Source organism: Xylanibacter brevis P6B11 (assembly GCF_000621825.1).
GTDB lineage: Bacteria > Bacteroidota > Bacteroidia > Bacteroidales > Bacteroidaceae > Prevotella > Prevotella brevis.
On the sequence record NZ_KK211352.1, the window covers coordinates 26,853 to 48,129 of the forward strand.

Consider the following 21,277-nt stretch of genomic DNA (forward strand, 5'->3'; position numbering starts at 1 on the left):
TGTGATTTCTTTCTATTTATATAAGTTCTTCTCGAAAGCCGTAAACTCATCTTTCTTCAGGATGCAACGTTTCCACCATGACTCAATAAAACCGAGGCCGTAGCCCATCAGTTGCGTAAAGGCAGCAGGGATGCTAAGCAAGCCTACCCAGAGACTACGGTTGCGGATACTGGAGTCGATAAAAATGACGGTACTGTAGAACAACAAAGGCAGCATGGCCAGGACGCAGAACACAAAGCCTACGCCTTGATGCATATTGTCGTCAGGGCGCAGTCCGTTGGCATCGAGCCACTCTCCCTCAATATAGAGTCCGGCTCCAAGTGCAAACAGCAGCAGACAGCCGATAACGCCAAGCGTAAAGACGGTGGGCAGCAGATGGACTAGTTTCAGCGTGCCGGGATGGCGCTTCTCGAGATTGATGCGGGCAATGCCGCTATTATATACTTGACGGAAGAACTTACGGAAATCGGTACGGCGCTTATGCCATACCCAAGCCTCAGGGATGAGGGCTGTCTTATAACCAGCCTCGACGATGCGATAAGAGAAGTCGATATCTTCACCAAAGCGCATCTTAGAAAAGCCCTCCAACTGCTGGTACACCTCACGACGGATGCCCATGTTGTAGGAGCGCGGAAAGAATTTGTCAAGTTTAGTTTTTCCACCACGGATGCCTCCGGTGGTGAAGAAAGACGTCATCGAATAGGATATGGCCTTCTGTACAGGTGTAAACGACGGATGAGCGGCATCGGGGCCTCCCCATGCATCGCAGTCGTGCTGCGCCAGCGCGTCGTCCACAGCTTTCAGGTAGCCATCAGGCAGCACCACATCACTATCCAAGACTATCAGCCAGTCGCCATGAGCCCTGGCCGCACCATAGTTGCGACTCTGCCCCGGCCCGCTGTTGTCCTTGTAGTAATAATACAAATCAAGGATGCCTGCGTACTTGTCGCAGACATCCTTGCATGGTTTCTTCGATCCGTCTTCAACGATGATAACCTCAAAGTCCTTTACCTCCTGATGGCAGAGACTCTCCAGGAGTTCTTCTACTTCATCAGGACGATTGAAGACCGGAACGATGATAGAATATTTCAATTGTCAATTCTTAATTATCAATTGTCAATTGGATTACTCCTTAGCACGAGCCAGGTAAGAACCGTCGCGGGTATCTACCTGAATCAGGTCGCCCTCGTTGATGAACAGAGGAACGCGCACCTCAACACCAGTCTCCAGCGTAGCGGGCTTCAGAGTGTTGGTAGCGGTGTCACCCTTGATACCGGGCTCAGAGTGAGTCACGCGGAGGATAGTCTTCACAGGCATCTCAGCATAGAGGATAGTACCATCGGTGGTGTCAGAAACAACCTCCACGATGTCGCTCTCCTTCATGTACTCGTGACCGATTACCAGCTCGTTGTCGATGGGAATCTGCTCGAAGGTCTCCTGGTTCATGAAGATACGACCAGAGTTGTCCTCGTAGAGATACTGATAAGGACGACGCTCGATGATCACGTCCTCCAGTTTTTCACCGATGTTGAAACGACGCTCCAACACGCGACCATCACTAACGTTCTTCAGCTTGATGATCATGATGGTGTTTCCCTTACCTGGCTTGCGATGCTGGAAATCGATGCAAACCCAGATGCTACCGTCCATACGAATGGCGGTGCCTTTCTTAATGTCTTGTGAGTTAATCATAAAAATTATAATGTATAATATTAATTTCCGGGTGCAAAGTTACGAAAAAAAGTGAAAAGTGAAAAGTGAAAAGTGAAAAAAATAGCATTTAACTTGCGTAATTAAAAAGATTTATGTAATTTTGCAGCCCAAATCGAGACGATTTCGAGAAAATAAATACTAATAAATAAAGATTCATTGCAATGAAAAGAACATTTCAACCCCACAACCGTCGCCGCGTGAACAAGCATGGTTTCCGTGAGCGCATGGCCACAAAGAACGGACGTCGCGTACTCGCTTCACGTCGCGCTAAGGGCCGTAAGAAGTTGACCGTTTCTGACGAGAACCACGGAAAATAAATTCCACTTGTCATAAACAGATAGCTAAAATGGGATGAACCGAGAGGTTTCATCCCATTTATTTTTTCATTTTACTTGCAAGATTCGTAGAATCTTTCTATCTTTGCATTCAAATCAAGAGTACAGAACACGTAGAAATGAATTTCAAAGAAATAAAAGAAAAACTCAAAGCACCTATCATCTGGGGCAACCTACTGGCAGTCTTTATCACCATCATTGCGCTATTCATTGCGCTGATCTGCTGGCTGGATTCCTATACGCACCATGGTGACGGCATCGAGATGCCCGACCTCTATGGTGTCAACTACCAGAAAGCGCAGAGCGACCTGGAGGAAGAAGGCCTGATATTGGTGGTCAACGACTCCAGCTACAACAAGGCGCTGCCCAGCGGTTGCATCCTGACACAGCAACCCGAGAAAGGCATGATGGTCAAGCAGGGACGCATCGTCTATGTGACCATCAACTCGCTGACCATGCCCCGCGTGGCCATCCCCGACCTGATAGACAATAGCAGCTACCGCGAAGCAGAGGCCAAGCTATCGGCACTCGACTTCAAAATGCTGCCTCCCAAACTGATTGACGGCGAGAAAGACTGGGTCTATGGCATCCAGCTGGACGGTCGCAATCTCTCGGCAGGCGACATGGTGGCCAAAGAGTCGCAACTGGTACTCGTCATCGGCAATGGCGCCATTGGCGACCGCGATGACATGGGCGGTTGGGGCAGCGCCGACAGCACGGGCGCCAAGTCATCGGGCAACGGTGCTTCCAACGACGACGTAGATGATTTTCTGGAAGTGTTTGAATAAACAAAGCATAGCACATTGAATATAGATAACTACATCAACGAAGACGAGGAACTTGACCTTCTGGAAGGTGAGAACGAAGTGACCGACGATCAGCAGCTTTACGAGCACATGCGCTTGGAAGTTGACCGCGGACAAGTTCCTCTACGAATCGATAAATACCTCACAGAGCATACCCAGCATTCCAGCCGCAATCGCATTCAGCAAGCGGCTGATGCTGGTTTTTTGTTTGTCAACGACCGACCTGTCAAGAGCAACTACAAGGTGCGTTCGGGCGACATTATCACCCTGATGCTCAACAGACCCCATTACGACACTACCATCGAACCCGAGGAGATTCCTCTGGACGTACGCTACGAGGACGACGACCTGATGGTCATCCACAAGCCTGCCGGCATGGTGGTGCATCCCGGTTGCGGCAATTTCCATGACACACTGGTCAACGCCATCGCCTGGCATCTGCGCAACCTGCCCTCCTACGACCCTAACGATCCGCAGGTGGGACTGGTGCACCGCATCGACAAGGACACCAGCGGTCTGCTGGTGGTGGCCAAGACGCCCGAGGCGAAGTCACATCTCGGCAAGCAGTTCTTCAACCACGACACCCACCGCTCGTACAACGCGCTGGTATGGGGCAACTTCGTGGAAGACGAGGGACGCATCGAAGGCAACATCGGTCGTGATCCGAAGGACCGCCAGCGCATGGCTGTCTTTCCACCCGACTCAGAGATCGGCAAGCCCGCCGTCACCCACTATCGTGTGCTGGAGCGCTATGGCTACACCACGCTGGTGGAGTGCCGCCTAGAGACGGGTCGCACCCACCAGATTCGTGCCCACATGAAGCACATCGGTCATCCGCTGTTCTCCGACGAGCGCTATGGCGGTTGCGAGATCCTGCGTGGCGAGCGCACTGCCTCCTACAAGGCATTCATTGCCAACTGTTTCAAGCTCTGTCCGCGCCAGGCCCTGCATGCCCGCACCCTGGGCTTCGTGCATCCCCGCACCGGTGAGCAGATGGACTTCACCAGCGACTGGCCCGAGGACCTGACGGCAGTGATAGAGAAATGGAGAGGAAGATTAAAAAATAACCAATAATACACTATGCAACTACAAAAACGCACTATTGCCATCGTCTGCGGTGGCGACTCTTCTGAGCACGACGTGTCATTGCGCTCGGCTCAGGGCCTTTATTCATTTTTTGACAAAGACCGTTACAACGTATATATCGTTGAGATTAAAGGCACCGACTGGAAGGTGCAGTTGAACGATGGTACCACTGCGCGTATCAACATGAACGACTTCTCGTTCAAGGAGGACGGCAAAACGCGCCTCTTCGACTACGCATACATCACCATCCATGGCACTCCTGGCGAGAATGGCATCCTGCAGGGCTACTTCGACCTGATCCACCTGCCCTACAGCACCAGTGGCGTACTGGTAGAGGCCATGACCTTCGACAAGTTCGTACTGAACAACTACCTGCGTGGTTTCGGTGTCAAGGTGGCCGAGAGTGTGCTGGTGCGTCGCGGACAGGAGCACGAAGTCAGCAAGAAAGCCATCATCGACATCGTGGGCATGCCTTGCTTTGTCAAGCCAGCCAACGACGGCAGCTCTTTCGGTGTTTCCAAGGTTGTTAAGCCCGACCAGCTGGCTGCTGCCATGCGCGTGGCCATGATGGAGAGCGACGAGGTGATGATCGAGCAGTTCCTCGAAGGCACCGAGATCAGCATCGGCTGCTACAAGACCAAGAACAAGTCGGTGGTCTTCCCCGCTACCGAGGTGGTGAGCCAGAACGACTTCTTCGACTATAATGCCAAGTACAATGGTCAGGTACAGGAGATCACCCCTGCCCGTCTGCCCGAAGAGACCGCTCAGCGTGTGGCAGAGCTCACCAGCAAAATCTACGACATTCTGCACTGCAACGGCATCATCCGCATTGACTATATCATCTCTAAGGACCAGAAGATTTCTATGCTCGAGGTCAACACGACACCTGGCATGACCGCCACCAGCTTCATCCCCCAGCAGGTACGCGCTGCCGGCCTTGACATCAAGGACGTGCTGACCGACATCATCGAGAACCAATTCTAGGTAAGTGAGAAGTGAGAAGTGAGAAATGAGAGGTAAGAGGTATGATAAGTAACGAGTTTGACGATATCCGGCCCTACGAGGCCGAAGAGATGAAACAGGCCTTCAACGACCTGCTCAGCGACCGACAGTTCAACATCATCATGAAGGGCTTTCTGCCTTGGTTGCCGAAGTCGTTGCGCAATGGGCTGCTGCGTCTTGCATTCACAGGTATCAAGACACCGCTGGACTTCCAGATTCGTTTCATGAAGCCGGTGGTGAACTACATCATACGCAAGCACACCGACGGTTGCTTCCTGGACAACAGCCAGATGCCGGCCGACAAGCAGCAGCCACGCTTCACCTTTATCAGCAACCACCGCGACATCGTGCTCGACTCTGCCTTTCTCGACGTGAAACTCATCGAGGCGGGCTATCCCACCACCGTAGAGATTGGCATTGGCGACAACCTGCTCATCTACCCGTGGATCAAGCGACTGGTGCGCATGAACAAGGCGTTCACCGTGCGCCGTGGGCTGACGCCCAAGGAGATGTTGCGCTCCAGCCAGCTGATGAGCAGCTATATCCACTATGCCGTGCAGCAGAAGCACGAGAATATCTGGATTGCTCAGCGCGAAGGTCGTGCCAAGGACTCTAGCGACCACACCCAGGAAGCCGTGCTGAAGATGCTGGCCATGGGTGGCGACCTGCGCGAACTGAACATCGTGCCGCTGACCATCAGTTACGAGTTTGACCCCTGCGACTACCTGAAGGCTCAGGAGTTCCAGCTGAAGCGCGACAACCCTGCCTTTAAAAAGAGCAAGCAGGACGACCTCGACAATATGAAGACGGGCATCCTGGGCTACAAGGGGCGCGTCACCTATCATTGTGGCAAGCCCATCAACACGTGGATTGACGAGCTCGAAGGTCTCCCAAAACAGGAGTACTATGCTACGCTCTGTCAGCGCATGGACCGCGCCATCCACCAGGGCTATACGCTCTACCCCTGCAACTACATAGCCCTCGACCTGCTGAACGGCAATACCGCAGAGGCCAGTCATTATAACGATGCCGACCGTCAGCGCTTCGAGCAGTATCTTGCCAAGCAAATGGCCAAGATCACCATCCCCAACAAGGATGAAGCTTTTTTGCGCGAGAAGATGCTGACCATGTATGCCAACCCCGTCAAGAACAAAATAGCTGCACAATGAAAAAACTGCTCTGTCTCGCTGTGGCCTTTTTGGCTCTATCGTCCTGCACGCAAGATGTCTATGACAAGGGTGAAGGCCCCTACTCTCACATGCTTGCCGAGATGGTGATGGCCCATGCCAACAGCAACAAGCAGATAGACTTTGTGGTGACCGACGAAGGCGAGCGCCTCGTCACCGCCCCTCCCTTCACCACCAGTTGGATCACCACTGCCGACTCTACCTATCGCGGCATCCTGTACTACAACAAGGGCGACAAACAGGCTGACGCCATCAGCTTCAATCGTGTCACCGTCTTACGTCCCCAACAGATTAAGGACATGAAGACCGACCCGCTGAAGGTGGAGACCTGCTGGGTGAGCACCAACGGCACCTACCTGAACCTCGGCGTGCGCCTGATGGTGGGCAGCACCACCGACACGGAGGCCAAGCACATAGTTGCAGCGCATCTGCTAGGCAGGAAGGTCAACACCGACGGCACAAAGACCATCCATCTGCAGTTCTATCACGACCAGAATGGTGTGCCGGCCTACTACTCGCTCCGCAGCTATTTCAGCATCCCGCTATCTGACCTGAGCGCCGACTCTGTCAGCATCAGCATCAACACGCATGAGGGCACGACCACATACGCTTTCCCCATGACCGCTACACACTAACAACACTCATAATATGACACAAGAAGAGAAAACTCAAATAGAAGAAAGGATTGTGGACGTACTGAAGACCGTTTACGATCCTGAGATCCCGGTCAACATCTATGACCTGGGCATGATCTACAAGATTGACGTCAGCGAGGACGCCACCGTCGATCTCGACATGACGTTCACTGCCCCCAACTGTCCTGCCGCCGACTTCATCCTCGAGGATGTCCGCACCAAGGTGGAGAGCGTCGATGGCGTGAAGTCTGCCAACATCAACCTCGTCTTCGAACCCGCCTGGGACCAGAGCATGATGAGCGAAGAAGCTCGAGTGGAACTGGGATTTGATTGAGTTGAGAGTTGAGAACTGAGAACTGAGAGGTATGATTAGATTTGTAGGACTACCAACATGAAACGGGAAAAAAGTATCTTACTGGAGAAATCCGAAGTTTTTTCGGGTAGAATCGTCAGAATGTATCAATACCTCACATCTCAGAAAAAAGAGTTCGTCATGTCAAGGCAAGTTTTACGAAGTGGAACCAGCATAGGTGCAAATATTGCCGAAAGCAGAAACGCTCAGAGTACCGCAGATTTCATACACAAATTAAGTATTGCTCTCAAAGAATCAGACGAGACTTTATTTTGGCTAAAAAGTTTATATAACGGAAACTATTTAAATGAAAAGGAATTCGATTCTATACATACTGACGCAGAAGAACTGGTCAAAATGTTGGTCAGTTCTATCAACACGCTCAAAAAGAAGTATCAAATCTAATCATACCTCTCAGTTCTCAACTCTCAGTTCTCAACTATGAAGAATATTTATTTTTTATCCGATGCCCACCTTGGCTCATGGGCCCTTGACCACCGTCGCATGCAGGAGCGCCGACTGGTGCGCTTCCTTGACAGCATCAAGGATAAGGCGGCAGCCATCTATCTGTTGGGCGACATGTTTGACTTCTGGTACGAGTATAAGTTTGTGGTGCCTCGCGGCTATACACGATTTCTGGGCAAGCTGTCTGAGCTCACCGACATGGGCGTGGAAGTGCACTTCTTCACGGGCAACCACGACATATGGGCGTTCGACTATCTTGAACGCGAGTGCGGCGTCATCCTGCACAAGCAGCCCCTCACCGTCGAGCTCTACGGTAAGATCTTCTACTTGGCACATGGCGACGGGCTGGGCGACCCCGACAAGAAGTTCAAGTTCATCCGTGCGGTATTCCACAATCCCGTCTGCCAACATCTGTTCTCTGCCATCCATCCCCGTTGGGGCATGTGGTTCGGACAAACATGGGCCAAGCACTCACGCATGAAGCGTCCCAATGGCGAAGAGCCGCCATACATGGGTGAGGACCGCGAACACCTTATATTATATACCAAGGAATACATGAAGGCACATCCCGACGTGGATGTATTCATCTATGGCCATCGTCATATCGAGATTGACCTACAGGTCAGCAAGAAAGCGCGTGCCATTATCCTCGGCGACTGGATCTCTCAGTTCTCCTACGTCGTTTACGATGGCGACCACCTCTTTATGCAACAATACATTGAAGGGGAAAGCGTTGTTTAAATTTAACTGAGAACTGAGAATTGAGAGGTGAGAGGTATGATTAGATTCGAGCGTATCAACCAACGCTGAAAATAATCACACCTCTCACCTCATTTATAATCGGTTCTCAACTAAAAAGTAATCATACCTCTCAGTTCTCAACTCTCAGTTCTCAGTTTAAACCCTCAGTTTACAGAAGGTTCATCGTGTCTGTAGCAATCATCAGTTCTTCGTCGGTTGGGATGACTACCACCTTGACCTTTGAATCGTCGGCAGAGATGATAGCCTCTTCACCACGCACGTTGTTCTTCTGCTCGTCGAACTTCACACCTAGGAACTCCAGGCCCTTACATACTTCAGAACGCATAGAGATCTGGTTCTCGCCAACACCGGCAGTGAAGACAATCACATCAACACCACCCATAGCAGCTGCGTAAGCACCGATATATTTCTTAATGCGATAGAAGTACATCTGCTGTGCCAGTACGGCACGGGGCTCGCCAGCCTTGGCAGCATTCTCTACGTCGCGCATATCGCTTGAACCGCCAGTGATACCGGCCACACCACTCTTCTTGTTCAGCAGATTGCTCATGCCGTCGGCATCGAGACCCAGCTTCTTCTCAAGGAAGGTCACTGCGCCACCGTCGATGTCGCCAGAGCGTGTACCCATTACCAGACCCTCCAGTGGAGTCAGACCCATAGAGGTGTCGATACACTTGCCATCGAGCACAGCAGCCACAGAGCCACCATTACCGATATGACAGGTGATCATCTTGGTACCCTCGGCCTTGATGCCCAAGAACTCGCAGGCACGAGCTGACACATAACGGTGAGAGGTACCGTGGAAGCCGTAGCGACGCACGCCATACTTCTCATAGAGCTCGTAGGGGATGGCATACATATAAGCCTTGGCAGGCATGGTCTGGTGGAAGGCAGTGTCGAACACGCCCACCTGGGGCAGACCGGGCATCAGCTCCTTCACGGCATTTACGCCCTTCAGGTTGGCAGGATTGTGCAGAGGGGCCAGGTCAGAGCACTCCTCAAAGGCCTTCAGCACCTCGTCGGTCAGCACGACAGACTGGTTGAACTTCTCGCCGCCGTGCACCATACGGTGACCTACAGCGTCGATCTCGTCGAGACTCTTAATGACACCAATCTCAGGATCGGTGAGCAGAGAGAAGATGAACTTCACGCCCTCGGTATGCTCGGGGATGTCGTGCATAATCTGTTTTTTCTCGCCATTGGCCAGCTTCACCTTTACGAAGGCATTGTCCAAACCCACGCGCTCAGCGCCACCGCTGGTCATCACGCTCTTGTCGTCCATATTATACAGGGCGTACTTGATAGACGAAGAACCACAATTCAAAACTAATATCTTCATAATTATCGACCCCCTCCCAGCCTCCCCCTGTATGGGGAGGAGTATTTACCAATAGGAGTTATAGGGGCATTCTTTAAATGATTATTCTAATTGTATCCACTCCCCTCCATACAGGGAGGGGTTGGGGGTGGGTCTTACTTCTTTGCATCCATAGCCTGACAAGCGGTGATAGCTACCATGTAGTAGATATCCTCTACTGAGCAACCGCGCGACAGGTCGTTGACAGGACGAGCAATACCCTGCAGGATAGGACCGATGGCAATAGCATCACCCAGACGCTGCACCATCTTATAGCCGATGTTACCCACCTCGAGGTTGGGGAATACCAGCACGTTGGCCTTACCGGCGATGTCTGAACCGGGAGCCTTCTTGGCACCTACTGATGGCACCAGAGCGGCGTCAGCCTGCAGCTCACCGTCGATCTTCAAAGAAGGATCAAGTTCCTTAGCCAACTTCGTAGCCTCAACAACCTTGTCCACTACCTCGTGCTTAGCGCTGCCCTTGGTAGAGAAGCTCAGCATAGCCACGCGGGGCTCAGCGAAGCCAGCCACGCTCTTGGCAGTCTGGGCGGTGCACACAGCAATCTGCGAGAGCTGGGCAGCATCGGGCATAGGTGTCACGGCAACGTCGCCAACCACCAGTACGCCATCCTCGCCATACTGCTTCTGCTTAGAGATGAGCAGCAGACCACCGCTCACGCAGGTGATGCCAGGAGCACACTTGATGATCTGCAGTGCAGGACGCAGTGTGTCGCCAGTGGTAGAGAGTGCACCAGAAATCTGACCGTCGGCACCCTCGGTCTTGATAATCATACAACCCAGATACAAGGGGTTCTTCACCAGCTCACGAGCCTGCTCGATGGTCATACCCTTCGACTTACGAATCTCGGCCAGCTTCTCTGCCAGTTCCTCGCTCTTCTCGTAGTTCTCGGGGTCGATGAGTGTGGCCTTGCCGATATGGGTCAGTCCCTTCTCCTTAGCCAGGGCCTCAACCTTTGCAGGATTACCAATCAGGATGATGTCGGCCATATCTTCGGCCAGTACACGATCTGCGGCACACAGGGTGCGCTCTTCCTCTGCTTCAGGAAGTACAATGCGCTGCTTGTTACTCTTAGCACGCGCAACAATTTGACTTAATAAATCCATTGTTTTATTTGTTTATTTTTATTTTGTAGATAATGTTTGTCATTCCATGCCCTCGGTCAGCACGGCTTCCAGTTCCTCGGCCGAGAGGCGCAGGCGGAACTGTCCGTTGCGGGCTATCGAGATGCCTCCCGTCTCTTCGCTGACCACAATACACAGGGCGTCGCTCTCTTGCGACATGCCCAGGGCGGCACGATGTCTGAGTCCGAGTTCTTTCGGGATGTCCAGGTCGTGGCTCACCGGCAGGATACAGGATGCGGCCCTGATGCGGTGGTCGCGTACGATCATGGCACCGTCGTGCAGGGGCGAGTTCTTAAAGAAGATATTTTCTATCAGTCGTTGATTGATCTCAGCGTCGAGTTCCTCACCAGTGGATACCACATCGTTCAGCGGTGTGGAACGCTCTATCACGATCAGTGCGCCCACCTTGCCTTTGGCCATCGACATACAGGCCATGACGATAGGCATGATGTTTTTCTTCAGCTTGGCTTTGTCCTCCTCTTCTACATGTGTTGGCGAGAACAGGCGTACGAAGCTCCTGATGCGACGATGGGCACCCAGGTTATACAGGAATTTCCGGATCTCGTCTTGAAACAGTACGATGATGGCTATCACACCCACGCTGACCAAGCGGTCGAGGATGGTGCCGAGCAAGCGCATCTGCAGCACCTGCGACACAAACAGCCACACCACCACAAAGATGAGCACACCCACAAACACGTTCAGCGAGCGCGACTCACGCATCAGCTTGTAAACATAGTACAAGCCTATGGCAACAAACAGTATGTCGAGGAAATCCTTCAGTCCGAATTCAAAAAACATGCTTTCTTCTTTCGTTTATCTTTATACGTTATCTCGATGCTACTTGGTGCTGCTGCCCACTATCTTGACGCACTCCACAGCTTCTTTCACGTCGTGCACACGCAGGATAGAGGCGCCTTTCATCAGGGCGATGGTGTTCAGCACGCTGGTGCCGTTCAGAGCCTGATCGGCATCTGTGCCCAGCAGGCGGTATATCATGGACTTGCGCGAGATGCCCACCAGCAGTGGCAGCTCCATCACCTGCAGCTTCTCCATCTCGCCCATCAGTCGGTAGTTGTCCTCCAGTGTCTTGCCAAAGCCGAAGCCCGGATCCAGGATGATGTCTTTCTGACCCAGGTCACGCAGCTGCTGCACCTTCTTGGCAAAGGCCATCAGCGTGTCGTGCAGGTCTTTCTGCACCGACATCAGGATGTAGGGCACCTGCAGACTGGCCACCGTGCGGAATATCTGTGGCACCTCGCCGCCTTCTGCGGCCAACTGCCGTCCCACGATGCCGGTGACACCACCCTCCGACACGTCGTTGATGATGTCGGCACCCATCTCCTCTACGGCCATGCGTGCCACGGCCGGACGAAACGTATCCACCGAGACGATGGCATCGGGCACTTCGCGCTTCACTATCTGCAAGGCGCGACGCATCCTGTCCAGCTCTTCCGCCTCGGTTACCTCGGCAGCACCGGGACGTGTCGAGAAGGCACCCACGTCAATAAAGGTGCCGCCCTCGTCCACGATTTGACGAGCGCGATCGGCAATCTCCTGTTCTGTTTGTTTTCTACTACCGGCAAAGAACGAGTCAGGTGTAGCGTTCAGTATGCCCATCACGCGCGGCTCGCTCAGATCGAGCAGTTGTCCCTTGATATTCAGTGTGTATGCCATCGTAGTATCCTATTTGCCTGCAAAATTACTTAATTATTTGCAATTAACGGCAGGAAATGGAGAAAAATAATGGCTACCAATTAAGAAAGTTTTTCGGATTTCTGTAGCATTTCGAATAAAAAAACAGTATCTTTGCACGACCTTAATAAAAACCATGAACATTATGAGCAAAACAATTCAATTCAGCGTACACCGCAACCCTCTGAAAGATGCCGAGGGAAAAGACACTTTTCAAGTGAGACACGAGAACTTCTACACAGCACGAAGAAAGGACCTGATGCACCATCTGCAGATGCACAACTCGATGAACCCGGAAATGATGGAACTGGCACTGAACGTGCTGTCATCCGAGATTGTGGACTTCCTGACCGACAACAAGCGACTGCATCTGGAGGGCATCGGCACGTTCTCGCTGAAGGTGGGGTTCAAAAAACGCTTCGACGAGGATGGCAACGAACTGAAAACGCAGTTCACCAATGCTGCCGACATCACCGGAAACGACGTCGCCATAGAGACCATCAACTTTACTCCCGACAAAGCGCTGCTCGACAAGCTGAACCTAGACGGCTACCACTTCACCAACAAGACAGGACGAGGCAGCGTGGGACACTCGGCTATCTATACCAAAGAGCAGATTATCAGACAGTTGAACATTTATCTGGACGAGCACCAAAGCATCACACGACCTGAGATGATGCATCATTTCGGCTTGACCAAGCACATGGCTACCAAGTGGCTGGACGAGCTTACCACAGAACCAGCACCCATATTGCATGGCAAGAAGACAGGTAATACCATCGTATATCGAAGGATTAGCGAATGAAAAGCAAGGCCATAGCAACTGCCGACTTAAGTCGACGGTTGCGTTGACTATAGTCGGCAATATCGCTGACTTAAGTCGGCTCAATCGTCGACTTAAGTCAGAAATCAGAAAAGTAATACTCTCACGTTAGAAAAGCAGCACTTTACGGTTGGAAAAGTGAAAGAAAAAAGTAAGCAAACGCTTGGTGGTTCGCTTACTTCTTAGTACTTTTGCAGTCAATTATAACAATAAGGTATGGACATTAAGGAACTATACAAGCTATATCAGCAGCATCCGTGCATCACCACGGATAGCCGCGACTGCCCCGAAGGCAGCATCTTCCTGGCGCTGAAAGGCGAGAAGTTCGATGGTAACCTCTATGCAGAGGGCGCCCTGCAGAAGGGGTGTGCCTATGCCATCGTTGACAATCCCGAGGTGGTCAAAGACGACCGTTACATCCTTGTTGACAACTGTCTGCAGACGTTCAAGGACATTGCCCGCGAACATCGTCGCCAGTTCAACATCCCCGTGATTGGCATCACGGGCACCAACGGCAAGACCACCACCAAGGAACTGATCAAGGCGGTGCTGTCTGAGAAGTACAACGTGCTGGCTACCGAGGGCAACTTCAACAACGACGTGGGTGTGCCCAAGACCTTGCTGCGCCTCACAAAGGAACACGAGATTGCCATCATCGAGATGGGGGCCAGTCATCCTGGCGACATCAAGACGCTGGTGGAGACGGCCGAGCCTACCTGCGGACTCATCACTAACGTAGGCCGCGCCCACCTGCAGGGCTTCGGTTCGTTCGAGGGTGTTGTCAAGACCAAGGGCGAGCTCTACGACTACCTGCGCTCGAAGGAGGACGGACTGGTGTTTATCAATGCCGACAACGACTATCTGGTGGATATGCTCACCGACGACATGTGGTGTACGCCCTACTCTACCGATCCCGACAACCAGTATGGCTGCATCTCGGGCGAGGTGCTGAGCTGCGACCCACTGCTGAAGTTCCGCTGGCGCAAGCCACTGATGGAGCTCGAGGAGACGGGCGCTTCGCAGAAGTGGCACAAGGTGCAGACCAACCTCATTGGTTCTTACAACATCGACAACCTGCTGGCAGCCATCGCCGTGGGCATCAACTTCGGTGTGGACCGCAAGCAGATAGACCACGCCTTGGAGAACTACGTACCCACCAACAACCGTTCGCAACTGGTGCAGACCGAGAGCAACCGCCTCATCGTGGATGCCTATAATGCCAACCCATCGAGCATGATGGCAGCCCTCGACAACTTCCATATGGTGGAAACCAAGGAGGGCGAGGAGAAGATGGCCATCCTGGGCGACATGCGCGAACTGGGCGAAGCCAGCGCCGAGGAGCACCAGAAGATTGTAGATCTGCTGGCAGCCAGCGGACTGAAGAATATATGGCTGGTGGGCGAGGAGTTTGGCAAGACCCACACCGACTATCGTAAGTTTGCCGATGTGGAAGCCGTGAAGGCCGAACTGCAGCAGCACAAGCCCGAGCACCAGCTCATCCTTGTCAAAGGCTCCAACGGAACCAAACTCTATCAGTTGCCAGAGCTGCTTTAAACTTTTCAGTTAAAAATTTGCTGAATCGGCAAGAAAATAGTAACTTTGCAGCCAGTTTTGGAAAAAACTGACAGCAATCGGGATGTAGCGCAGTTGGTAGCGCACTACGTTCGGGACGTAGGGGTCGGGCGTTCGAGTCGCCTCATCCCGACTGAAAGCAAAAAGAAAAGGTGGTTGAGAGAATCAACCACCTTTCTTCGTATCACAGACTGACCTCTGGCACAACCTGACCATCGAGCAGGTTGATGATACGCTGAGCATAACCAGCATCACGCTCCGAGTGTGTCACCATAACGACAGTAGTACCCTCCTGGTTCAGTTGGGTAAGCAGTTGCATCACCTCCAGACCATTCTTTGAGTCCAGATTACCCGTAGGCTCGTCGGCAAGGATCAACTTAGGATTCATCACCACGGCACGAGCAATGGCAACACGCTGCTGCTGACCACCACTGAGCTGCTGAGGGAAGTGATGAGCACGATGACTGATAGCCATGCGGCGCAGCACCTCCTCAACACGCTGCTTGCGTTCCTTCTTCGGAACACCCAGATATGTTAATGGCAACTCAACATTCTCTTCTACATTCAATTCATCAATCAGGTTGAAGCTCTGGAACACGAAACCTATCTGTCCCTTGCGCACCTTCGTGCGCTGGCTCTCCTTCAGCGCCCCCACTTCCTCACCATCGAGATAGTAAGAGCCACAGGTAGGATTGTCGAGCAAACCCAGTATATTCAACAAGGTGGACTTACCACAGCCCGAAGGACCCATGATGGCCACAAACTCACCCTTCTTCACTTCGAGCGACACACCGCCCAGTGCTACGGTTTCCACCTCTTCCGTGCGGAACACCTTCTGTATGTTTTCTAATCGTATCATTGTTTTTATATTGTTTGTTTATTATTCATTCTTAAGATAATCAACGGGATTGCTGCTGGCCACCCGATAGCAGCCTGCACATACCACCATGAGGATGACAACCACCACAGCCAAGGCGCAAAGGCCGAAGAGTACTGGCGACAGAACAGCCTTCTCGCTGAACTGCTCTAACCACAAGCGCGATACATACCAGCCACCGATGGCACCGATAACCACTGCAGGCAAAGCCAGGCGCAGAATATCGCGGATAAAGAGCTGCAACACATCGATGATATGGGCACCGTTCACCTTACGGATGGCAATCTCCTTCTGTCGGCGAGCCAACTCACCTGCCAGATAACCAATCAGTCCGATCAGGGCAATAATCAAAGCTACCATTCCACCAATCATCACAGTACTGCGGAAACGCTGCGCGTCGGTATAAAGCTGCGTCATCAACATGGTATAGGGGCGCATGGCTACATCGGGATTCTCGGGAATCAACTCGTGCAAGCGCTTGTTGGCGGCATCGAGCGCATCCATATCGTGGAAACGCACGGTGATATGGTGGGTGTACCTCATATGCTGGTCGTAGAAACAGATGCTAGGACGCGTGTCGGGATAGGTGATACTGCCGATGCGGGGATCGTCGAACACACCCACGATGGTGTAAGGACCTTCGTAAGAGGTACAGATGACCTGCTTGCCTACAGCCTGATCCCAACCAGCCAACTGCTTCATCTTCTCTTCGAACTTACGACTTACCATTGCCTCGCGCATGGTGTCGGTCTGCTGCGTAAAGGTTCGACCAGCAATCACGGGTATGCCCATCACCTCGAAGTAATCGTCGCCCACATCAAACAGGTCGGCCACATTCATGTACTCCTTGTCATCGCCTGGCAGGAAGATGTTATCACCACTCTGCATCTCAGGCAGGTAGGCATAAGATGTGGTAACACCTTTCACACCCGACAGTTTTTTGAGCTCATCAACCACCAGTCGTTTCTCTGTCAACGAGAGCTCGTCGGTATTGAGATCGGCCAGGGTGGAATAGTCGTAACCTGGATTATCGTTCACCATCAGCTGATACTGGCGACCTACTACCAGCAACAGCACAAAGAGGAAGGTGGCCGAACCGAACTGCAATCCCAGCAACAGCAGTTTCCACACGCGGTGCGAATGATTGTAGTGCTTAAAGGCGGCAGTCATGGGGATATGGGTGTAGGCCCAACCGGGCACCAGACCTGTGATAACCAGCACCACCAAACAAGTAAGGGCGATGAACCCGATGTTATGACCTGTAGTAAGGATGACCGGTAGTGGCGTGCCCGTAAGTTCCTGGATGGTATCCTGGAAGATGAACAGCAGAATGGCAGCCAATGCCAGCGATAACAGCAGGTGCAGCACACTTTCGGTCATCACGCGACCATAGATATTTCGCACCTCGGCACCATAGCAACGATGCACAGCCATCTCGCGAGCGCGGCGACTGATGCCACCAACCACCAGCAACAGATAGTTCATCACCGCACAGCCAATGAGCACCATGGCCAGCAACGAGATAATCCATATCATGCGACGTGTAGCATCGTCCTGTATATGATAGTCGGCCAACGGGCGCAGCGAATAGCCGAGATCCACGCCAGCCTTCTTCAGCACATCCTCAGGCAGGTTGTCGTGCTTCATCTTCTCAATCTGCGGCTTCAGGTCGTCGGGGGTATTACCCTTAGCCAGGCGCACATAGCCGAAGTAGCGGTCGTTGCCCACCCAGTTGTCGCGACCATCCCAGGTTATCTGGGGCAGTGTGGCCATCGATACCAGCACCTCCAAGTCGTGCAGTCGGGTATTCAGGGGGATATCCTCGTAGATACCGCCAATAGTGAGTGCCAGATTGCCACGCTTATTATAATACACCTTCTTACCAATCACGTCGCCACCCAGTTTCTCGGCTATCGACTGCGGAATCATGCAGTAGTTAGGCTGACTGAGCGTCTTCTTAGGATTACCTGCCAGAATACGGTAGGGGAACACATCGAAGAAACAGCTATCGGTAAAGAAGAAATTGGTACGTATGCGCTTATCGTCTTCGGTAACAAGTGGCAGGTCCCAACCGATGTCCGTATAGCGGGTGGCAGCCTCGACCTGGGGGCAGTAGCGTTTCATCCCATGGGCTACAGCACCCGATGTCTGTGAGTAATGCTGATATTCGCCATCTCGGATAACATCCTCATAAAGCACATAGATACGGTCGCTCGTATCGAAGTCCTTGTCCCACGACTGTTCGAAGCCAGCCTTACCTATTAATACGATACCAGTAGCCAAGCCAACGGCCAAGCACAATATTTTGATCCAATTGTGCTGGCCGCGCTGATTGAGAGATTTAAATACGTTCATAGTTTATTTCTGAGTGATATAATAGTTCATATGGTCTGAGTGACTATCCACGAGTGCCTGCCACTCCAGCTTCAGAGCATCATCGCCTCGATGACGTCCATAGACCGACACGCTGGCAATACTTTCGTCGGGCAACAGCGTGTAGCTAATCTGACCGACAGGCTGACCGAAGCTGGCCTTTGATTTGTTCCATCGGCTATAGCTGACCGTATAGATGACATTCTCGAGCGAGTAGTCATAACGGGCGGCACACTGCCACTGACTCTTTCGCCACACGAACTTAGTACGGCTGGTCAGCATGCCATCAGCAGCATATTGGTACTCATAGCGGAATATGGGTTTCCGTATGCTGTCCCCCTTGTGTTTTACCTGTTCACGATATACTTCCATCATCGTTATATTGCCATGAGCATCACGATGGGTATCACGTACATACCCCGTTTCATCCTTAATGGCTGAGTCAATAAGATGATCGACAGAGGCAGATGTCATTACTTGTGCATTTGAGATCAGAGTCATCAGGCACATCACCAAGCTAATCATAACCTTTTTCATAATCGTAAGTATTTAAATTGTTACCACTTTGTTTGTTTTTACATTGCAAATTTACGATCATTATTGGTTCGATGCAAGCTTTTTGGGGTCCCCAAAGACCGTTCGTCTAATCTTTAGACGGTATGTCGTATGATTTGTTGACACTCACTCTCCACTTACTGCTTTTTACTCTGTTTTTATACTGTTCACTGGGTTCTCATTGGCCGTGCGCCAGCTCTGAATGATGATGGTGGCAAGGGTAACGACACCCACCGCAAGGAAGGCCAATGGGAAGAGCCACCAATATACAGGTGTGCGCTCGGCAAAGCCCTGTAGCCACTGTGTGCCAATGTACCACGCCAAGGGGGCTGCCATCACAAAGCTACCTACAAGCAGCCACACATAGCGACGGCTGAGCATGACCAGAATCTGACTGGTAGAGCTGCCCATCACTTTGCGGATGCCAATCTCCTTGCGACGATACTCTGTTTCGAACATCGTCATACAGAACACGCCGATGAGCGTGATAACAAGACAGATGAAAGAGAACACCATAACCTGACGGATGAAGCGGAACTCCTCCTGGTAGGTATTTTCCAATTGCTGATCGAGGAACTTCACATCCGGCTCGTGCTTGGCACCTAACTTCATGCAGATATCCTTAATCTTCCGGCGCATTTGTACCTTATCGGTGCCTGCTGCCACACGCACGTTCATCACCCCAAGGTTATTGGTCCACCCACGACTGAGATAGGTCTCGCCATAAACGATGAAGGCCATGGGCGAGTCGTTGTTGTCCACACGGGTAGAAGCAAAGCGCACATTTTGGCACACCCCAATCACCGTGAGGTCGTCATCCAGCAGTTTTTTGTCAATCTCTACCCAGTCCCATTTCTTGCGGGCTGCTTCATTGATGATATAGCAATCGCCATCGTGCTCCATGAAGTCATGGCCTTCAATTACCTGAATGCCCATGGTGTGAAGATAGTGCCAGTCCACGGGCAGAACCGTGAACTGCACCTGATGATTCTTGTCACCGCGTCCCCAAGCCATATATCTGTCGCCAGTTCCCAGAGAAAACTGCGAATAGGCCACATCAACCACACCCGTCTGCTGCATCAGCTCCGAGCGCAGGGCATCCTGCTTGTCTAACAGTTCCCAAGTATCCGCATACAGAATCTCGTCCTTGTCGTAACCATAGTCGGAGTTGAAGATGTAGTGGCTTTGCAGATAGAGGATGCCGATATAGACCACCATCACGCTGGTGATAAGGAACTGCAGACAAAGCAATAAGGTGCGCAGTTGGCGCCCCTTAGGCGTGAGACCGAAGGAGCCTTTCAGGACGAGTGCAGGTTGGAAACTGGTTGCATAGAAAGCTGGATAGACACCAGCAACGATACCAACAACAATGGCTGCCAAACAAAGACACACCAATAGCAATGGATGATCGCCTAAGGCACTGCTGCCAACGGTGAGTTCGCTAATGAATGGCCACTGCGACAACAGATAGCTGACTATGACTGCCAACAGAAATGCTAAAAGCGAAGTACATACAGACTCAGCGACAACGCCCAGGCGGAGCGATGACACAGAACTGCCCAACACGCGACGTGTGTTGATGCTCTTGATACGCATCGGACTCTCAGCCAGCGTGAAGTTCAGAAAGTTGATGGCAGCGATTATCAGCACCAAGAGGCACGAAAGTTGGAGAATCCAGTCAACAGCCTTGTTACCTCTGTCATGCTCAGGGTCAACACCTGCGAACCAAGTCTCTGTGATGGGTTGCAGGCGCAGGTTGAGACTTTCTTTCGTTTTTTCCTCATCCCATTGATCCTCAACACCGTGTTCGATGTACATCTGATGCATATTCTCTACCAACGGGGTTAGAATCTGTTGCTTGGCTTTCTCCGTATCCATCTGCTCCCTCAAGCGCAGATAGCAGTTATAGTTGTAGTTCTGGAAGTTTCCCTCATTCTCGTCTCCCATACAGCCATAGACGTAATTGTCGATGATGCTGTTGTCAGGAAAATCTTCATAGACACCTCTCACAACAATGCTGTCCTTGTCGTTCCACATACAGCGACCCGCCACTTGCGTAGTCCCAAAATACTTTACGGCTACTGAGGCAGGAATGATCAGTCCTTTCTGGTCACCATCCTTCCAACCGAGTTTGCCGTCGAGCAGGCGTGGAGCCATAGTCTTCAGCGCATCATTGCTAACCTTACAAGACTTAAATGTAAACTCAGTACCGTCTTTCGTAAAACGACTATCATTCTGCCAACACTGCAGTAAAGCCATACCTTCCACCTGAGGCAACTTAGCCAACTCGTCTGCCAAGAAGCGGTTTACATTCGACTGCCACTTGCTGTGGTCAAACATCGCAGGCACTTCCACGCGATAAAGCTGCTGATAGTTGGTCAGTCCCTTATTGTAGGAATGATTATAGGTTACTTGCGTCAAGAACAGGTAGCAGGCAGAAAAGGCTACCGTCAGTCCTAGGAAGTTGAGCACCGTGGCCGTCTTGAATCGGCAAGCCATGTGAAGCATATTTCTAAATACATTCATATCGTAACACC

Annotated in this window: 21 protein-coding genes and 1 tRNA gene; 12 read left to right on the forward strand and 10 right to left on the reverse strand. The window is 51.8% G+C overall.

All coding sequences use genetic code 11. From position 1 onward, the window contains the following. Nucleotides 1-12: 12 nt before the first annotated feature. Together T496_RS0109980 and efp are read right to left on the reverse strand one after the other, a co-directional pair. Nucleotides 13-1,092: a glycosyltransferase gene (locus tag T496_RS0109980; RefSeq protein ID WP_027450622.1), complete on the reverse strand. Its 1,080-nt coding sequence runs from the start codon at nucleotides 1,090-1,092 to the stop codon at nucleotides 13-15. A 33-nt stretch (nucleotides 1,093-1,125) separates the two neighbouring features. Further along, the gene (gene efp / locus T496_RS0109985; protein ID WP_027450623.1) at nucleotides 1,126-1,692 is read right to left on the reverse strand and encodes an elongation factor P; all 567 of its coding nucleotides are present in this window, start codon (nucleotides 1,690-1,692) and stop codon (nucleotides 1,126-1,128) included. A gap of 182 nt (nucleotides 1,693-1,874) precedes the next feature. On the opposite strand from efp, the gene rpmH reads away from it, so the two are divergent. From rpmH to T496_RS0110030, 9 genes are all read left to right on the forward strand, one after another. Beyond that, nucleotides 1,875-2,030, forward strand: a complete 156-nt coding sequence (rpmH, locus tag T496_RS0109990) for a 50S ribosomal protein L34 (protein WP_027450624.1) — start codon at nucleotides 1,875-1,877, stop codon at nucleotides 2,028-2,030. 137 nt (nucleotides 2,031-2,167) lie between these two features. After that, the gene (locus T496_RS0109995; protein WP_027450625.1) at nucleotides 2,168-2,836 is read left to right on the forward strand and encodes a PASTA domain-containing protein; all 669 of its coding nucleotides are present in this window, start codon (nucleotides 2,168-2,170) and stop codon (nucleotides 2,834-2,836) included. A 21-nt stretch (nucleotides 2,837-2,857) separates the two neighbouring features. After that, nucleotides 2,858-3,928 carry an RluA family pseudouridine synthase gene (locus T496_RS0110000; RefSeq protein ID WP_081783643.1) on the forward strand — a complete coding sequence of 357 codons (1,071 nt, stop codon included), beginning with the start codon at nucleotides 2,858-2,860 and terminating at the stop codon, nucleotides 3,926-3,928. Between the two features lie 6 nt (nucleotides 3,929-3,934). After that, on the forward strand, nucleotides 3,935-4,924 hold the full coding sequence (locus tag T496_RS0110005) for a D-alanine--D-alanine ligase (protein WP_027450627.1): 990 nt from the start codon (nucleotides 3,935-3,937) through the stop codon (nucleotides 4,922-4,924). Nucleotides 4,925-4,965: 41 nt separating this feature from the next. Further along, entirely contained in the window at nucleotides 4,966-6,111 is a 1,146-nt protein-coding gene (locus tag T496_RS0110010) for a hypothetical protein (RefSeq protein WP_027450628.1), read from the forward strand. Further along, the gene (locus T496_RS0110015; protein ID WP_027450629.1) at nucleotides 6,108-6,764 is read left to right on the forward strand and encodes a NigD1/NigD2 family lipoprotein; all 657 of its coding nucleotides are present in this window, start codon (nucleotides 6,108-6,110) and stop codon (nucleotides 6,762-6,764) included. Before T496_RS0110010 ends, T496_RS0110015 begins: the two co-directional genes overlap by 4 nt. A gap of 13 nt (nucleotides 6,765-6,777) precedes the next feature. Continuing rightward, on the forward strand, nucleotides 6,778-7,098 hold the full coding sequence (locus T496_RS0110020) for a metal-sulfur cluster assembly factor (RefSeq protein ID WP_027450630.1): 321 nt from the start codon (nucleotides 6,778-6,780) through the stop codon (nucleotides 7,096-7,098). A 57-nt stretch (nucleotides 7,099-7,155) separates the two neighbouring features. After that, nucleotides 7,156-7,521: a four helix bundle protein gene (locus T496_RS0110025; protein WP_027450631.1), complete on the forward strand. Its 366-nt coding sequence runs from the start codon at nucleotides 7,156-7,158 to the stop codon at nucleotides 7,519-7,521. Nucleotides 7,522-7,557: 36 nt separating this feature from the next. Then, nucleotides 7,558-8,322, forward strand: coding sequence for a UDP-2,3-diacylglucosamine diphosphatase (locus tag T496_RS0110030; protein ID WP_027450632.1), 765 nt, complete (start codon nucleotides 7,558-7,560; stop codon nucleotides 8,320-8,322). 169 nt (nucleotides 8,323-8,491) lie between these two features. On the opposite strand, the gene T496_RS0110035 is transcribed toward T496_RS0110030, so the two are convergent. From T496_RS0110035 to folP, 4 genes are all read right to left on the reverse strand, one after another. Beyond that, complete coding sequence (locus tag T496_RS0110035; protein WP_027450633.1) at nucleotides 8,492-9,682, reverse strand: acetate kinase; 1,191 nt, start codon at nucleotides 9,680-9,682, stop codon at nucleotides 8,492-8,494. Nucleotides 9,683-9,816: 134 nt separating this feature from the next. Then, entirely contained in the window at nucleotides 9,817-10,827 is a 1,011-nt protein-coding gene (gene pta / locus T496_RS0110040; protein WP_027450634.1) for a phosphate acetyltransferase, read from the reverse strand. Between the two features lie 39 nt (nucleotides 10,828-10,866). Beyond that, entirely contained in the window at nucleotides 10,867-11,646 is a 780-nt protein-coding gene (gene cdaA, locus T496_RS0110045) for a diadenylate cyclase CdaA (protein WP_027450635.1), read from the reverse strand. Nucleotides 11,647-11,685: 39 nt separating this feature from the next. Next, complete coding sequence (folP, locus tag T496_RS0110050; protein ID WP_027450636.1) at nucleotides 11,686-12,522, reverse strand: dihydropteroate synthase; 837 nt, start codon at nucleotides 12,520-12,522, stop codon at nucleotides 11,686-11,688. A 163-nt stretch (nucleotides 12,523-12,685) separates the two neighbouring features. On the opposite strand from folP, the gene T496_RS0110055 reads away from it, so the two are divergent. From T496_RS0110055 to T496_RS0110065, 3 genes are all read left to right on the forward strand, one after another. Beyond that, a complete protein-coding gene (locus T496_RS0110055; RefSeq protein WP_155808850.1) occupies nucleotides 12,686-13,345 on the forward strand; it encodes an HU family DNA-binding protein in 660 nt (219 codons plus the stop codon). 234 nt (nucleotides 13,346-13,579) lie between these two features. Beyond that, nucleotides 13,580-14,917: a UDP-N-acetylmuramoyl-tripeptide--D-alanyl-D-alanine ligase gene (locus T496_RS0110060; protein ID WP_027450638.1), complete on the forward strand. Its 1,338-nt coding sequence runs from the start codon at nucleotides 13,580-13,582 to the stop codon at nucleotides 14,915-14,917. A gap of 78 nt (nucleotides 14,918-14,995) precedes the next feature. Beyond that, nucleotides 14,996-15,068, forward strand: a tRNA-Pro gene (locus T496_RS0110065). A 51-nt stretch (nucleotides 15,069-15,119) separates the two neighbouring features. Here the strand turns inward: T496_RS0110065 and T496_RS0110070 are convergent. The 4 genes from T496_RS0110070 to T496_RS0110085 form a co-directional block, all read right to left on the reverse strand. After that, a complete protein-coding gene (locus T496_RS0110070) occupies nucleotides 15,120-15,794 on the reverse strand; it encodes an ABC transporter ATP-binding protein (protein WP_027450639.1) in 675 nt (224 codons plus the stop codon). A gap of 21 nt (nucleotides 15,795-15,815) precedes the next feature. Continuing rightward, on the reverse strand, nucleotides 15,816-18,167 hold the full coding sequence (locus T496_RS0110075) for an ABC transporter permease (RefSeq protein ID WP_027450640.1): 2,352 nt from the start codon (nucleotides 18,165-18,167) through the stop codon (nucleotides 15,816-15,818). A 3-nt stretch (nucleotides 18,168-18,170) separates the two neighbouring features. Continuing rightward, nucleotides 18,171-18,722 carry a DUF3836 domain-containing protein gene (locus T496_RS0110080; RefSeq protein WP_044111093.1) on the reverse strand — a complete coding sequence of 184 codons (552 nt, stop codon included), beginning with the start codon at nucleotides 18,720-18,722 and terminating at the stop codon, nucleotides 18,171-18,173. Nucleotides 18,723-18,887: 165 nt separating this feature from the next. Next, on the reverse strand, nucleotides 18,888-21,266 hold the full coding sequence (locus tag T496_RS0110085; RefSeq protein WP_027450642.1) for an ABC transporter permease: 2,379 nt from the start codon (nucleotides 21,264-21,266) through the stop codon (nucleotides 18,888-18,890). Nucleotides 21,267-21,277 lie beyond the last annotated feature (11 nt).